Source organism: Rhodococcus sp. 15-2388-1-1a (assembly GCF_002259145.1).
In the GTDB taxonomy this organism is placed as follows: Bacteria; Actinomycetota; Actinomycetes; order Mycobacteriales; family Mycobacteriaceae; genus Rhodococcoides.
In genome coordinates this window covers 46855-61290 of record NZ_NPFP01000005.1, presented here as the reverse complement: position 1 = coordinate 61290, position 14436 = coordinate 46855, and the positions used below count along the sequence as shown (strand labels likewise).

14 protein-coding genes are annotated in these 14436 nt (G+C 64.0%); 6 read left to right on the top strand and 8 right to left on the bottom strand.

Annotated features, from left to right (window positions below; translation table 11 throughout):
- Window positions 1-2: 2 nt before the first annotated feature.
- The 6 genes from CH302_RS03780 to CH302_RS03755 all read right to left on the bottom strand — a co-directional run bounded on the left by CH302_RS03780 (window position 3) and on the right by CH302_RS03755 (window position 6353).
- Window positions 3-776 (bottom strand): amino acid ABC transporter ATP-binding protein, encoded by a 774-nt coding sequence (locus CH302_RS03780; RefSeq protein WP_052047739.1) that lies wholly within the window; start codon window positions 774-776, stop codon window positions 3-5.
- Window positions 773-2230 (bottom strand): amino acid ABC transporter substrate-binding protein/permease, encoded by a 1458-nt coding sequence (locus CH302_RS03775; RefSeq protein ID WP_037191556.1) that lies wholly within the window; start codon window positions 2228-2230, stop codon window positions 773-775. The genes CH302_RS03780 and CH302_RS03775 overlap by 4 nt, the downstream gene beginning before the upstream one ends.
- A 90-nt stretch (window positions 2231-2320) precedes the next feature.
- Window positions 2321-3457 carry an Mrp/NBP35 family ATP-binding protein gene (locus CH302_RS03770; RefSeq protein WP_037191557.1) on the bottom strand — a complete coding sequence of 379 codons (1137 nt, stop codon included), beginning with the start codon at window positions 3455-3457 and terminating at the stop codon, window positions 2321-2323.
- Between the two features lie 61 nt (window positions 3458-3518).
- Complete coding sequence (locus tag CH302_RS03765; RefSeq protein WP_037191558.1) at window positions 3519-4391, bottom strand: lytic transglycosylase domain-containing protein; 873 nt, start codon at window positions 4389-4391, stop codon at window positions 3519-3521.
- A gap of 118 nt (window positions 4392-4509) precedes the next feature.
- Entirely contained in the window at window positions 4510-5058 is a 549-nt protein-coding gene (locus tag CH302_RS03760; protein ID WP_052047740.1) for a DUF1003 domain-containing protein, read from the bottom strand.
- A gap of 20 nt (window positions 5059-5078) precedes the next feature.
- Window positions 5079-6353 (bottom strand): magnesium transporter MgtE N-terminal domain-containing protein, encoded by a 1275-nt coding sequence (locus CH302_RS03755; RefSeq protein WP_037191563.1) that lies wholly within the window; start codon window positions 6351-6353, stop codon window positions 5079-5081.
- Window positions 6354-6413: 60 nt separating this feature from the next.
- Here CH302_RS03755 and CH302_RS03750 point away from each other — a divergent pair, with 60 nt between their 5' ends.
- The 6 genes from CH302_RS03750 (at window position 6414) to CH302_RS03725 (ending at window position 12402) form a co-directional block, all read left to right on the top strand.
- Complete coding sequence (locus tag CH302_RS03750) at window positions 6414-7370, top strand: HpcH/HpaI aldolase/citrate lyase family protein (RefSeq protein ID WP_037191690.1); 957 nt, start codon at window positions 6414-6416, stop codon at window positions 7368-7370.
- Between the two features lie 70 nt (window positions 7371-7440).
- Entirely contained in the window at window positions 7441-7929 is a 489-nt protein-coding gene (locus CH302_RS03745) for a general stress protein (protein WP_008714301.1), read from the top strand.
- A 195-nt stretch (window positions 7930-8124) separates the two neighbouring features.
- On the top strand, window positions 8125-9447 hold the full coding sequence (locus CH302_RS03740) for an ABC transporter substrate-binding protein (RefSeq protein ID WP_037191566.1): 1323 nt from the start codon (window positions 8125-8127) through the stop codon (window positions 9445-9447).
- Window positions 9444-10394 (top strand): carbohydrate ABC transporter permease, encoded by a 951-nt coding sequence (locus CH302_RS03735; RefSeq protein ID WP_037191569.1) that lies wholly within the window; start codon window positions 9444-9446, stop codon window positions 10392-10394. The genes CH302_RS03740 and CH302_RS03735 overlap by 4 nt, the downstream gene beginning before the upstream one ends.
- The gene (locus CH302_RS03730) at window positions 10394-11227 is read left to right on the top strand and encodes a carbohydrate ABC transporter permease (protein ID WP_032375916.1); all 834 of its coding nucleotides are present in this window, start codon (window positions 10394-10396) and stop codon (window positions 11225-11227) included. Before CH302_RS03735 ends, CH302_RS03730 begins: the two co-directional genes overlap by 1 nt.
- A gap of 5 nt (window positions 11228-11232) precedes the next feature.
- The gene (locus tag CH302_RS03725; protein WP_037191571.1) at window positions 11233-12402 is read left to right on the top strand and encodes an ABC transporter ATP-binding protein; all 1170 of its coding nucleotides are present in this window, start codon (window positions 11233-11235) and stop codon (window positions 12400-12402) included.
- A gap of 63 nt (window positions 12403-12465) precedes the next feature.
- Here CH302_RS03725 and CH302_RS03720 read toward each other — a convergent pair whose 3' ends face one another.
- Window positions 12466-12750, bottom strand: coding sequence for a hypothetical protein (locus CH302_RS03720; RefSeq protein WP_037191572.1), 285 nt, complete (start codon window positions 12748-12750; stop codon window positions 12466-12468).
- A 172-nt stretch (window positions 12751-12922) separates the two neighbouring features.
- Window positions 12923-14377: an MFS transporter gene (locus tag CH302_RS03715; RefSeq protein WP_037191574.1), complete on the bottom strand. Its 1455-nt coding sequence runs from the start codon at window positions 14375-14377 to the stop codon at window positions 12923-12925.
- Window positions 14378-14436 lie beyond the last annotated feature (59 nt).

Sequence of the window (14436 nt, the reverse complement as noted above, 5' to 3'; positions counted from 1 at the left end):
CGCTAGAGAACCTTGTTCAGGAAGTCCTGAGTACGTGGGTTCTGTGGGTTTCCGAACAACTCGTCGGGGGTGCCTTCCTCGACGATGACGCCCTCGGCCATGAAGATCACACGATCCGCGACTTCACGGGCGAAGCCCATCTCGTGGGTGACTACGACCATCGTCATGCCGCCCTTGGCGAGGTCGCGCAGCACCTGCAGTACTTCGCCCACCATTTCTGGGTCGAGTGCGCTGGTGGCCTCGTCGAACAGCATGATCGACGGGCTCATGGCCAGTGCCCGGGCGATGGCGACGCGCTGCTTCTGCCCGCCGGAGAGGTTGGCCGGCTTGTAGTCCGCACGCTCGGACAGGCCCACTTGTTCGAGCAACTTCACGGCCGAATCCTTGGCCTGCGACTTCGACATCTTCTTGGTCTCGACGGGCGCGAGCATGACGTTCTCGAGGGCGGTCATGTGTGGGAAGAGGTTGAAGTGCTGGAACACCATGCCGATGTTCTGGCGCACCTTGTCCAGGTCGACGTTCTTGGCCGTGAGGTCGGTGCCGTCGACGACGACCGATCCGGCGGTGATGTCTTCGAGCTTGTTGAGGCAACGCAGGAACGTGCTCTTGCCGGAGCCGGACGGCCCGATGACGCACACCACTTCACCGTTGGCGATCTCGGCGTCGATGCCCTTGAGAACCGTGTTGTCGCCGAAGGCCTTCTGCAGGCCCTTGATGGAGATCTTGGTTCCGGAACCGCTGTCGACCGGCAGGTCCTTGGTCAGTTCGGTGCTCATTTGTTGATCCTCTTCTCGAGCCGGTTCGACAGCTTGGTGAGAGCCATGATGATGATGAAGTACAGAACGCCGACGATGAGCCACATGTTGAACGACTCGAAGTTGCGGGCGATGATCAGACGACCCGTCTGGGTCAGTTCGGCGAGGCCGATGACCGAGAGCAGTGACGTGTCCTTGAGCGTGATGACGAACTGATTGATGTACGACGGGATCATCGTGCGAATTGCCTGTGGCATCACCACTTTTCGCATCGACTTGAGGTAGCTGATGCCGAGGCTGCGGGAGGCCTCCATCTGTCCCTTGTCGACGGCGAGGATGCCGCCGCGGACGATCTCGGCCATGTAGGCACCGGCGTTGAGCGAGAGCGTGATGATGCCTGCGGTGAACGCCGACATCTGGAAGTTCAGCGCCGCGGGTACACCGAAGTAGATGAAGAATGCCTGCACCAGAAGCGGTGTGCCACGGAAGATGTCGACGTAGGTGGTGCCGATGCCGCGGAGCACGATGTTGGTGGAGACGCGGAACAGACCGAAGATCCCGCCGAGCACCAACGCGATGGCGATGGAAATGACGGTCAACACGATGGTCAGCCACAGGCCTTTGAGCAGCAACTGCCAGCTGCTGGCGATCAGACCGGGGATGGACGTGTCGGCGGTGGAGGCATCGGCGTTGAGGTAGGTGTCGAGAATCTGGTCGTACTGGCCGTTGGCGCGCAGGTTCTCGAGTCCGGTGTTGAACTGGTCGAGCAACTGGGCGTTGGTGCCCTTGGCGACCGCGAATCCGTAACTGGCACCGGCTTCCTTCTCGGTGACGGTCTTGAATCCGTTGCCCTGGGTGATGCCGTAGGCGAGCACGGGGTAGTCCTCGAAGGCGGCCGCCGAGTTGCCGGTGCGCACTTCCTCGAACATCGTGGCGGAGTCGTCGAAGCTGCGAATGGTGAAGCCGTACTGGTCTGCGATCGACGCGGCGAAGGTCGCGCCCTCGGTGCCGTTCTTGACCGCGACGGACTTGCCGCGCAGATCCTCGTAGCCGGTGATGTCGTCGTTGGAATCCAGAATCGCCATCTGGACACCGGAATCGAAGTACGGCTCGGAGAAGTCGAAGGTGGCCTTGCGTTCGTCGGTGATCGACATGCCGGCGATCATTCCGTTGAACTGGCCGCTGGTGACGCCCTGGAGTGCGGTATCGAAACCGACCTGCTCGACGGTGTAGTCGAAGCCTTGATCCACCGAGATCGCGGCGAGTAGGTCCATGTCGATTCCGACGAGTTTGCCGCTCTCGTCCTGGAATTCGAAGGGTGCGAACGTGGTGTCGGTCGCGATCGAATAGTTCTGTGCAGGCGGGGCGGGTTGTGCGGATGCCATGGCGGGACCGAGCAGCGATCCCAACAGGGTGATCAGCAGTGCGATCAGAACCGGAACGACGACCGGCCTGACCCGATGCGGCTTCTTCATGAAGGCCACTCTCTATCGACAGTAGGATTGAAGGCAAATCCTAAGGCCCCAACCCTGTTTCCCGCGTCGTTTGTCGGGTATAAGCGCGACTTACAGTTTGCGCGCCGAATCGATGCCGAGTGACATTCCGACCAATCCACGTTCGCGGACTGCCAACTTCGCAGCTACCGCCTCCAAGGCTTGTGCCGCAGGCGATTCCGGGTTGCTCAGCACGATAGGCGTCCCGGCGTCGCCGCCCTCTCGGACGGCGGTGTCGAGCGGAATCTGGCCGAGAAGGGGAACGCTGGCACCCACTGCCTTGGTCAATCTGTCCGATACGTCCTGTCCGCCACCGGATCCGAAGATGTCCATGCGGGTGCCGTCGGGCAGTTCGAGCCACGACATGTTCTCCACGACGCCTGCCACGCGCTGCCGAGTCTGCAGTGCAATCGCACCCGCGCGCTCGGCGACCTCGGCCGCGGCCTGCTGCGGGGTGGTGACCACGAGGATTTCCGCGCTCGGGATGAGCTGAGCGACAGAGATCGCCACGTCTCCGGTGCCGGGCGGAAGGTCGAGCAGCAGTACGTCCAGATCGCCCCAGAAGACGTCGGCCAGGAATTGCTGCAGCGCGCGGTGCAGCATCGGTCCACGCCACACGACCGGGGTGTTGCCCTGCGTGAACTGCGCGATCGAGATGAACTTCACGCCGTGTGCCTGCGGCGGCATGATCATCTTCTCGACCTGGGTCGGTCGTGCGTCGTTGCCGAGCATGCGAGGTACGGAGTGACCGTAGATGTCGGCGTCGAGCACGCCGACCGACAAACCGCGAGCGGTCAGCGATGCGGCGAGATTGACCGTCACGCTGGACTTGCCGACTCCGCCCTTGCCCGACGCCACCGCGTACACGCGCGTCAGGGATCCGGGTTGCGCGAAGGGAATGATCGGCTCTGTGGAATCGCCGCGCAGTGACTTGCGGAGTTCGGTGCGCTGCTCGTCGTTCATCACGTCGAGTTCGACCGATACGGTGCCGACGCCTGCGACGTCGGCGACGGCGTTCTTGACGCGGTCGCTGATCTCGGTCTTCATCGGACAACCGGAGGTGGTGAGGTAGATGCCGACGCCGACGGCTCCGTCGTCGGAGATGTCGATGCTCTTGACCATCCCCAGATCGGTGATGGGTTTGCGGATCTCGGGGTCGATCACCTTCGAGAGCGCGGTCCGAACGTCGGATTCGGTCAATACAGCCATTGCCTCATGCTAGGCGGTGGGCCGACTCCCGATGGACAGCAGGGCGGGCGCGGACACCCGATCAGTGAATGCGCGGGAGCTGGTCCGACGTCGGGACGATGCCGGTGGCGTATCCGGCCGACCATGCGAGCACGTTCGCCACGTAGGCCATCGAGTTGTTGTAGCGCAGGATCGCCTTGGTGGTCGATCCGAGGTCGCGCATGTCGGTGCCGTCGTCGCACAGGTACATGCCGGTGGCCAGGGCCGCGTCGTAGAGGTTCTGCGGGTCGGAGACGCCGTCTCCGTTGCCGTCCGCGTGGTAGAGGTTCCACGTCGAGGGCAGGAACTGCATGGGTCCGACTGCGCGGTCGTATTCGGTGTCGCCGTCGAGTGCTCCACCGTCGGTGTCGCGAATCACCTGGTTGCCCGCGAGGGTGCCGTTCAGGCGTGGACCGAGGATGGGCTCGTGCAGCTCGCCCGAGTCGTCGACCTTGCCGTTGTTGGCGTGGGTGGATTCGACACGGCCGATGCCGGCGATGACGGTCCAGCTGATGCCGCAGCCGGGCTGCTGCTGGGCCAGGATGCGCTCGGCGTTCTTGTAGGCCGAGACGTTGACGACCGGAATCGCGATGGGGCTGACCGCGAGGTTGGTGGGCAGCTCGGGTGTGGGCGGAATCTCGGGGACCGGGGCGGGTGCCGGGACCGCAGCGGGTACCGGAAGCTCGGCCTGGGCCACCGGTTGCGCCTGCTGCTCCTGGGCGATCGGCTGCGGGGTCTCGACCACCGAGTTGGATTCCTGCGCTGCAGGCGAGGTTTTCGCACTGACGAAAGGGATGTATTCCGTGGCTCCGGCGCTGGTGGCGGCGGTGACGAGTCCTGCGGGGACGAGACCTGCCAGAGCAATCACCGAATTCCGTCGGACCTTGGAAGTCGATGCTTTTCTGTGACGACCCACGCGTGCTGTACCTCCTGATTTCCCCGGATGACAACCGGGGCCCGACCTGATGACCGGGGTCGAGGGTACCTGATTCGAGACTGTTCCGTTACCGGGCTGTTATCAGCGGAGGAAGGGTCTAGTGCGCTTCGGGGTCGAATGTCGCCGTATCCGGGCCCGATGCGTCCTCCGGCACCCGGCCGGCTGCCTTCTTGCGTGACTTCTTCGGAGTTGCGACCGGCTGTCCCGTCGCCTGTTCGAGGAGTGCCTTCACCTCGTCCAGTTCGCGGCGCAGATAGTCGCGGGTGGCGACTTCTCCGACGGCGATGCGCAGCGCTGCGAGTTCGCGAGCGAGGAACTCGGTGTCGGCCTTCGTCTGTTGTGCGCGAGAACGGTCCTCTTCGAGCGAGACTCGGTCTCGGTCGTCCTGCCGATTCTGGGCCAGCAGAATCAGCGGAGCCGCGTACGCGGCCTGGGTCGAGAACGCGAGGTTGAGCAGGATGAAGGGATACGGGTCCCACCGGAGGTTGACGGCCACGACGTTGAGGAAGATCCAAACGATCACGATGCCCGTCTGGATTGCCAGGTAGCGGCCGGTACCGAGGAATCTCGCGGCCTTCTCGCCCGACTTGCCGAGGTCGAAGTCGAGATTGACGTTGAACATCCGCGACCCGCGCGGAGTGTCCATTCTCTGGCGTGCTGTTTCTTTCACTGTCCGGCCACTTCCTGATCTCGCCAGTCCTCGGGCAGCAGGTGATCGAGGACGTCGTCCACGGTCACGGCCCCGACCAGGTGATCCTCGTCGTCGACCACCGGGCCGCAGACGAGGTTGTACGTCGCGAAGTACCGCGTCACGGCGGTGAGGCTGTCCTCGGGGGACAACCGCGGCAGCGCGCTGTCCACCACGCCGCCGACCAGACTCGCCGGCGGTTCTCGAAGCAATTGCTGCAGATGTACGCAGCCGAGATACGGGCCGGTGGGGGTGGCCGTCGGTGGCCGCACCACGAACACGAGCGAGGCCAGCGCGGGCGTCAGGTCGGGGTTGCGCACCCGGGCGAGTGCCTCGGCCACCGTCGTCGATGCGGTGAGTACGACGGGTTCGGGGGTCATCAGACCGCCTGCGGTGTCGGGGGAGTGCTCGAGCAGACGGCGGACCGGTGCCGAGTCCTCCGGATCCATCAGTCGCAGAAGCGATTCCGCTTCGGTCTCGGGCAGCTCGCCGAGGAGGTCGGCGGCATCGTCGGGGTCCATGGCCTCGAGCAGATCGGCACCGCGATCGACGCCGAGGTAATGCATCATTTCCACCTGGTCGTCGTCGGGCAGTTCCTGGACGACGTCGGCGAGACGTTCGTCGTCCAACGCCCGCGCCACCTCCATACGACGTTTGACGGGGAGCTCACGCATCGCGTTGGCGACGTCGGCCGCGCGTAGATCCTCGAACTGCATGAGAAGCTGTGCGACACCTTGATCGGGCATCGACAATTCGTTCTGAGTGAGCCCCTGCACGTGCTGCCAGTCCACGACGTGGATCGCACCACGGCGCGCGAGCCGTTGCCGTTGCTTGCGTACCGCAACCCGTGCGACCACCCAGTCGCGAGTTCGGGTGAGTTCGATGCCGAGGTCGACGACGATGGAATCGACGTCGTGCAGCTCGTCGAGCTCGGGGTCGTCGACGCGCACCTTGGAGTCGAGAATCTGCGCGAACACGAGAATCTCGTTCGCGCGCTGAGTGAATCGCCGCAGACTGACGTTCCCGGTCGTGAGCTGGACCGAGTTCGGTTCGATGCTGGTGACTCTGAGCATCGGCACGAAAATTCTTCGCCGAGTTGCCAATTCGACCACGAGGCCGAGCACTCTCGGTTGCGCTCTACCGACGCGCATCGAGATCACCACGTCACGGACCCGTCCGATCGATTCGCCGTCGGGGCCCAGGACACCCAGGCCGGCGAGCCTGGCCGCGAATACCTTGCTCAGTGCTGCCATGATGGCAAGGTTAGAGGCTTCGCAATACAGAGGGTGAATCAGACAGGGGTTGTGCTCGTCGTGAATACTTCGGGCCCGCGGCGATCGGTGTTGGCCGTTCCGGGCAGTTCGGACAAGATGATCGCCAAGGCCAAGGGTCTACCGGCGGACGCGATCTTTCTCGATCTCGAAGATGCCGTTGCGCCCATCGCGAAGGTCGAGGCCCGCGCGCGCATCGTCGACGCACTCAATTCCGATGGCTGGGGCGACCAGATCAAGGTCGTTCGTGTCAACGACTGGACGACGCAGTGGACGTACGGCGACGTCATCGACGTCGTGTCGGGTGCCGGCCGCACTCTCGACGCCATCCTGCTGCCGAAGGTGGAGTGCGCCGCGCACGTGCAGGCACTGGATCTGCTGCTCACCCAGGTCGAGAAAGAGCACGGACTCGACGTCGGTGCGATCGGGATCGAACCGCAGATCGAGAGCGCCCGCAGTCTGCGCAACATCGACGAGATCGCGACTGCGAGCCCGCGGGTGCAAACCCTGGTGTTCGGTCCCGCTGATCTGATGGCCAGCGTCAACATGCGCACTCTGGTCGTCGGCGAGCAGCCGGTCGGATACGACACCGGCGACGCCTATCACCACATTCTGATGACCATTCTTCTCGCCGCCAGGACACACGGTCTGCAGGCGATCGACGGTCCCTATCTGCAAATTCGCGATCTCGACGCTTTCCGCCGGGCGGCCGGCCGCACGGCAGGCCTCGGTTTCGACGGCAAGTGGGTGCTGCATCCGACGCAGATCGAGGCGGCCAACGAAATCTTCGCGCCGCGTCAGGCCGACTACGACAAGGCCGAGATGATCCTCGACGCGTATGAGTTCCACACGTCCGCGGCCGGCGGCGGACGCGGCGCAGTGATGTTGGGCGACGAGATGATCGACGAGGCGAGCCGCAAGATGGCGCTCGTCGTCTCGGCGAAGGGCCGGGCGGCAGGAATGACGCGTACGACCGCCTTCGTGCCGCCCACGTCCTGACCGACCGTCAACCTGCTGTGAACCGCTACAACGGGTGTGCCGGTTGTCCGTTTCGGGGCACAATGGAGTCATGACTAATCCCCTCTCGCAGTCGGGCCGCCCAGGGCAGGGACTGCCGACGCCGCCTTCCGGTTGGCCGATCGGTTCCTACCCCACCTATGCCGAGGCACAGCGCGCCGTCGACTACCTGTCCGACGAGGAGTTCTCGGTACAGGACGTCACGATCGTCGGCGTCGATCTGATGCAGGTCGAGCGCGTCCTCGGCCGCCTCACGTGGCCCAAAGTGATTGGTGGAGGCATCGTTTCGGGTGCATGGCTGGGTGTGTTCCTCGGTCTGGTCCTCGGAATCTTCAGTGAGAACATCTTCGGAGCGCTGCTCATCGGCGTCGGCGGTGGCATCATCTTCGGCCTGATCTCGGCCTCCATTCCGTATGCGGCCACCAAGGGACAGCGCGATTTCGCGTCGAGCATGCAGTTGGTGGCGGGTCGCTACGACGTCCTCTGCGAGCCTCGAACGGCAGAGAAAGCACGCGACCTGCTCGCCAAACTGTCGATCTGATCACACCTGGTGGACGACCAGGCAACCGACAGGTAACGGAATAGCCCCAAATCGCCCTCTATGCCAGTGAGTTCGGTTACGTTTCTTTCGTGCACGGCAGTCCCACACAGTGTGCTGCGCGAGTAATTGAACGTACGGAGGCGGAAAGTGCCGAGACATCGTGGTCGTAGGCGTGGAAGAGCGACGAGAATAGGGGTGTTGGCGGCAGCGGCTCTGGTGACGAGTCCGTTGCTCGCAGCGTGTGGTTCGTCCGACAGTTCGGTTCCGGTTCTGAGTTTCTACACTGCCGCAGACGGCGCAGAGCAGTACGCCGCTGCGGCACAGGTGTGTTCGGACGCCTCGAACGGCCGCTACCGCGTGGAGCAGCGAACTCTGCCCAAGAGCGCGAACGATCAGCGTCTCCAGCTCGCCCGGCGTCTCGCCGGCAACGACAGGACGCTGGATCTGATGACACTCGACGTGGTGTGGACGGCCGAATTCGCCGAGGCCGGATGGGCATTGCCGGTACCCGACGACCTGTCCGCGAAGCTCCGCGACGGCTCCACCCTCGAAGGCCCACTGGCGACGGCGGAATGGCAGGACCAGCTGTACGCGGTTCCGCTCAACTCCAACACCCAGTTGCTCTGGTACCGGCCCGACGAGGTGCCGGACGGGGTACCGCCGCAGACCTGGGATCAGCTGATCGACGTGGCCGAGGCCAACGCGGCCGAGGGTAAGCCAGGCCAGATCGGCGTTCAGGCCAAGCAGTACGAGGGCTTCATGGTGTGGTTCAACTCGCTGCTCGAGAGTGCGGGTGGTTCGGTCGTCGCCGAGGACGGAACGACGGTAACGCTGAACGACACTCCCGAGCATCGCGCGGCCACCGAGAAGGCCCTCGAGATCATCAAGCGAGTGGCCACGGCCGACGGCCGCGATCCGTCGGTCTCCCAGAGCGACGAGGCAACTGCCCGCCTCGGCATGGAATCGGGACGGATGGCCTTCCAGGTCAACTACCCGTTCGTGCTGCCCGGTCTGAAGGAGAACGCCATCGCCGGTGCCGTCTCGTTCCTCGACCTCGCGAACGTGCCAGCCGATCAGCAGGATGCGCGGATCGCCGAGGTCTTCCGTAGCGCGCCGTATCCGGAGGTGAACCCGGGCGAGCCCGCGAAGGTCACCATCGGTGGATTCAACATCGGCGTCGCGAAGACCACTCAGCACGAGGACCTCGCCTGGGAGGCCGTCGAGTGCCTCACCAACGAGGAGAACCAGCGCAACAACGCCATCAACGGTGGTGTGCCGCCGGTGCTGAAGTCTCTGTACTCCGATCCGGAGTTCCAGGCCTCCTACCCCGCATGGGAAGGCGTGCTCGGTTCCATCGAATCGGCGGCAGTGCGACCCGTTTCGCCTGCCTACCAGAGTATTTCGATTCTGCTCACCGATGCGCTCAACCCGCCCCAGAACATCGATCCGGTGGCCGACGTGGACAAGCTCGCAGACCTGGTCTCCAAGGCCGTCAATTCCGAAGGGTTGATTCCATGAGCGCCACCACCGAGTCACAGCCCGCATCGCAGCCGGTCGACAAGCAGGCGGCTCTGAAGAACGTCTCCGACGGCAAGAAGGCCGAACGTCGCCTCGGGCTGATGCTCATCGCACCTGCCGCCCTGCTGATGATCGCGGTCACCGGGTATCCGATCATCTACGCGTTCTGGCTCAGCCTGCAGAAGTACAACCTCGCGTTCCCCGAGGATCGTGAATTCGTCGGCCTCTCCAACTACGTGACCGTGCTGTCCGACGGCTACTGGTGGACGGCGTTCAGCGTGACGGCAGGCATCACGATCATCTCGGTGATCATCGAGTTCATCCTCGGCCTGGCGGTGGCTCTGGTCATGCACCGCACCATCTTCGGTCGTGGACTCGTGCGCACCGTGGTGCTCATCCCGTACGGCATCGTGACCGTCGCCGCCGCGTACAGCTGGTACTACGCGTGGACCCCCGGCACGGGCTATCTCGCCAATCTGCTGCCCGACGGTAGTGCTCCGCTCACCGAGCAGTTCCCGTCACTGGCGATCGTGGTGTTGGCCGAGGTCTGGAAGACCACGCCGTTCATGGCACTGCTGTTGCTGGCGGGCCTGGCTCTGGTGCCCGACGATCTGCTCAAGGCGGCCGAGGTCGACGGAGCAGGTGCTTGGACCAGGCTGATGCGCATCACGATTCCGTTGATGAAGCCGGCGATTCTCGTCGCGGTGCTCTTCCGCACCCTCGACGCGTTCCGCATCTTCGACAACATCTACGTGCTCACCCGAGGCAGCAACGAAACCGGATCGGTCTCGATTCTCGGTTACAACAACCTGTTCGGTGCGTTCAACCTCGGACTCGGGTCGGCGATCAGCATTCTGATCTTCTTCTGCGTCGCGATCATCGCGTTCGTGTTCATCAAGCTGTTCGGTGCATCGGCACCGGGATCCGACGACGGAGGCCGCAAGTAATGACCACTGTTACGCCTCGCAAGAAGGTCGGTTGGACGGTCGTCAACGTCCTCGTCCTGCTCTACGCACTGGTTCCACTGCTGTGGATCATCAGCCTCTCGTTCAAGTCGACGGCCACCATCGCCGACGGCAACTTCATTCCGCGTTCGATCACCTTCGACAACTACAAGGGCATCTTCTCGACCAATCAGTTCACCTCGGCTTTGGTGAACTCGATCGGTATCGGACTGATCACCACCGTGATCGCCGTGGTGATCGGCACGATGGCCGCGTATGCCGTTGCTCGCCTGGACTTTCCGGGAAAGAAGGCTCTGGTCGGTGCAGCACTGCTCATCGCGATGTTCCCCCAGATCTCGCTGGTGACACCGCTGTTCGACATCTCCCGCTCGCTGGGACTGTTCGACACCTGGCCGGGACTGATCATTCCGTACATCACCTTCGCGTTGCCGTTGGCGATCTACACCCTGTCGGCGTTCTTCCGCGAGATCCCGTGGGAGCTCGAAAAGGCAGCGAAGATGGACGGCGCGACGCCCGCACAGGCGTTCCGCAAGGTCATCGCCCCGCTGGCCGCCCCCGGCATCGTCACCGCCGCCATTCTGGTGTTCATCTTCGCCTGGAACGACCTGCTGCTCGCCATCTCGTTGACGGCAACGGAACGTTCGGTCACCGTCCCGGCGGCCATCTCGCAGTTCACCGGTAGCTCTCAGTTCGAGGAGCCCACGGGGTCGATCGCGGCGGCAGCAGTCGTCATCACGATCCCGATCATCATTTTTGTGCTCTTCTTCCAACGACGTATCGTGGCGGGCTTGACGTCCGGCGCAGTGAAGGGATAACCGTCATGGCCGAAATCGTTCTCGACAAAGTCACCAAGCTCTACCCCGACGGCGCGGCTGCCGTCAGCGACGTCGACATCACCATCGCCGACGGCGAGTTCATCATCCTCGTCGGCCCGTCCGGCTGCGGAAAGTCCACGACCCTCAACATGATCGCCGGTCTCGAGGACATCTCGTCCGGCGAGCTGCGCATCGCGGGGGAGCGCGTCAACGAGAAGGCGCCGAAGGATCGCGACATCGCGATGGTGTTCCAGTCGTACGCGCTGTATCCGCACATGACGGTGCGTCAGAACATCGCCTTCCCGCTGACGCTCGCGAAGCTCTCGAAGTCGGAGATCAACAGCAAGGTCGAGGAGGCAGCCAAGATCCTCGACCTCAGCCAGCATCTCGACCGCAAGCCGGCGAATCTCTCCGGTGGTCAGCGTCAGCGAGTTGCCATGGGCCGCGCCATCGTTCGTACACCCAAGGCGTTCCTGATGGACGAGCCGCTGTCCAACCTCGACGCGAAGTTGCGCGTGCAGACTCGCGCCGAGATCTCGCGCCTGCAGAAGCGGCTCGGCACCACCACCGTGTACGTCACGCACGACCAGACCGAGGCCATGACCCTCGGCGATCGCGTCGTGGTGCTGCGCGGCGGGTTGGTGCAGCAGATCGGTTCTCCGCAGGAGCTCTACGACAAGCCGCGAAACCTGTTCGTGGGCGGCTTCATCGGATCGCCCTCGATGAACTTCGTTCCCGGACAGCTCACCTCGAACGGTGTCTCGACCGCGTTGGGCGATATCGACATCCCGCTCGAGCGGATGGATGCGATCAAGGCCAAGAACCCGGGCCGCGAGGTGGTCGTCGGCATCCGCCCCGAGCACTTCGAGGACGCGGCTCTGATCGACGGTTACCAGAAGATGAGCGGTGCCACCTTCACCGCCACCGTCGACGTACTCGAGTCGATGGGTAGCGACAAGTACGTCTACTTCACGCTCAAGGGCGCGCGGGTCGAATCCAGCGAGCTGCAGGAGCTCGCAGCGGACGCGGGTATCGCCGATCTCGGTGGCGCACAGGTGGTTGCACGTCTGGCCGCCGAATCCAAGGCCGCCGAGGGTGGTCAGGTGGAACTGTGGTTCGACCCGGCGAAGATCTCGGTGTTCGACCAGGCCTCGGGTGCGAACCTGACGCTGTAGTGCCTACGGCAGTGGTGTGGTCGAGTGCCTTGGAGGGCACTCGACCACACCACTGCGCAGCACTCAGAACGCAGAGCCGGTGCTCGGCAGCTGGTAGCCCTGGAAGAAGTCGAACGGCACCACGTTCGGTGCCGGGTTCTGCAGCTGCGGTGCCGGTGCCTGGGGGAACAGCTCGGGGAGCTCGAATTGGTTCGGTTGGTCGTTTCGGTTGTCGTCGTATCGGGTGTGGTTGTCGCCCCGATCGGTCCACAGCGGATCGGCCGACGCGGTGCCAGCCATCGCCACCAGAGGAATGGCCACCAGAGCCCCGGTCACTGCTGCGCGGGTGAGAATCTTTCGGGTGTTCATGTGTTCCCTTTCGTCGGTGTTCGTACTTCTCCGACGTTAGGTCGACACGGTGGGCCCGCGACAGGGAAAACGGCTGACTCCCAGGAGATTACGAGCGTTCTCCCAAGGGCGACGACCGGTGTTTTCGTTGTTCCCGGCCTGGTCGGACCGGTGCGGTCGTCGTCGGTTGTCGTCAGACGCCTGGCAGTGCTCCCAGCTTCGGCCCCGACTCATCGGTCGATTCGGAATCGGCAACGACGGTCGATTCCCGATCCGGCGGGGTGCTCTTGATGGCGAGGGCCGCAAGGGCGACGACGGCGCATGCTGCAGCACCGGTGAGGAAGGCCGCGGTGTAGACGATTTCGCGGGCGACGGTCGTTCCGTCGATCGTGAACATGGCGAGCACGGTGGACAGCGTGGCACTTGCGATCGAGGTGCCGACGGTGCGCACGATCGAGTTGACGCTGTTCGCCACTCCGGTGTCCGCTGCGCTGACCTCGGCCATGAGCAGGTTGGGTAGGGCCGCGAACGCGAGGCTGACGAACAGGTTGATGACGATACCGGCGGTGATCAGTTGCCAGGTCCGATCATGGGCGAGCGCGACGAACACGAACCCGATCAGACCGATCAGAGCTCCCGCCACCAGGACCCGGCGAGGTCCGTACGACCGGATGAGACGGCCACTGACGACAGCCGCGACCACGCCCACCGCCGCGCCGGGCAGGAGGTACACGACGCTCGCTTCGAGCACGTTGGCGGTGAAGCCATAACCTGCCACGGCGCGTGGGGTCTGCACGAAGAACGAGCACGCGAGAAAATTGACGAACATCCCGACGCCGACGAAGAGCGTGGCGACGTTGGTGGCGAGCAACGGCCCGTGGGTGAGCATGCGGGGTGCGACGAGGGGTTCGTCGGTGCGGTTCTCGAAGACCCACCAGATGGTTCCCACCAGCACACCGACGACCGCGCAGCCGATGGTGGCAACCGAACCCCACCCCCACGTGCGGCCCTGGGTCAGGGCGAGGAACAGCAGAAGCAGAGTCACCGCGAGCAGTGCAGCGCCCCACCAGTCGACGGAGCCGCCGCTGGTTCTCGGCCGCGAGGGAACGCCGAACCAGGCGATCGCGAGCGCGACCACGACGAACGCAACAGTGAGCCAGAACACGCGGTGGTAGTCGGCACCGTTGGCGGTCAGCAGTCCGGTCAACACCAGTCCGAACCCGCCGCCGACACCGAGTGTGCCGGACAGGATTGCCATCGACCCGACCAGTTTCGCGGGCGGCATCTCGTCGCGCAGTACGGCCAGTGCGATGGGGAACAGGGCGTACGAGACGCCTTGCAACACCCGACCGACGAGCAGCCACAGCAGTGAATCCGTCAGGGCGGCCAGCATCGATCCGGCGAGCACCACGGTCAGGACACCGACCAGGACGGGACGCTTGCCGTGCAGGTCGGCGAGCCGTCCGATCACGGGAGTGGCGATCACCGCGGCGAGGAGGTTTGCCGTCAGTACCCAGCCGGCTGCGGTGGTGCTGACCCCGAGCTGGGTGCCGATGGTTCCCACGATGGGTACGACCATCGTCTGCAGGACGGCGAGGGTCATGACGACGAAACAGAGTCCGGGCAGCAGAATGCGGCGGGTGGACATGAACGAACTACCTCGTTACGTGATGGAAGTGCACAATCGCGTGAGAACAAAAATGTTGA

Excerpts from the sequence above, each read along its gene's own strand:
- CH302_RS03770 (WP_037191557.1), bottom strand. The coding sequence starts at position 3,457 with ATGGCTGTATTGACCGAATCCGACGTTCGGACCGCGCTCTCGAAGGTG.
- CH302_RS03745 (WP_008714301.1), top strand. The coding sequence starts at position 7,441 with ATGACTAATCCCCTCTCGCAGTCGGGCCGCCCAGGGCAGGGACTGCCG.
- CH302_RS03720 (WP_037191572.1), bottom strand. The coding sequence starts at position 12,750 with ATGAACACCCGAAAGATTCTCACCCGCGCAGCAGTGACCGGGGCTCTG.
- CH302_RS03760 (WP_052047740.1), bottom strand. The coding sequence starts at position 5,058 with ATGGACACTCCGCGCGGGTCGCGGATGTTCAACGTCAATCTCGACTTC.
- CH302_RS03725 (WP_037191571.1), top strand. The coding sequence starts at position 11,233 with ATGGCCGAAATCGTTCTCGACAAAGTCACCAAGCTCTACCCCGACGGC.
- CH302_RS03730 (WP_032375916.1), top strand. The coding sequence starts at position 10,394 with ATGACCACTGTTACGCCTCGCAAGAAGGTCGGTTGGACGGTCGTCAAC.
- CH302_RS03775 (WP_037191556.1), bottom strand. The coding sequence starts at position 2,230 with ATGAAGAAGCCGCATCGGGTCAGGCCGGTCGTCGTTCCGGTTCTGATC.
- CH302_RS03735 (WP_037191569.1), top strand. The coding sequence starts at position 9,444 with ATGAGCGCCACCACCGAGTCACAGCCCGCATCGCAGCCGGTCGACAAG.
- CH302_RS03715 (WP_037191574.1), bottom strand. The coding sequence starts at position 14,377 with ATGTCCACCCGCCGCATTCTGCTGCCCGGACTCTGTTTCGTCGTCATG.
- CH302_RS03780 (WP_052047739.1), bottom strand. The coding sequence starts at position 776 with ATGAGCACCGAACTGACCAAGGACCTGCCGGTCGACAGCGGTTCCGGA.
- CH302_RS03755 (WP_037191563.1), bottom strand. The coding sequence starts at position 6,353 with ATGGCAGCACTGAGCAAGGTATTCGCGGCCAGGCTCGCCGGCCTGGGT.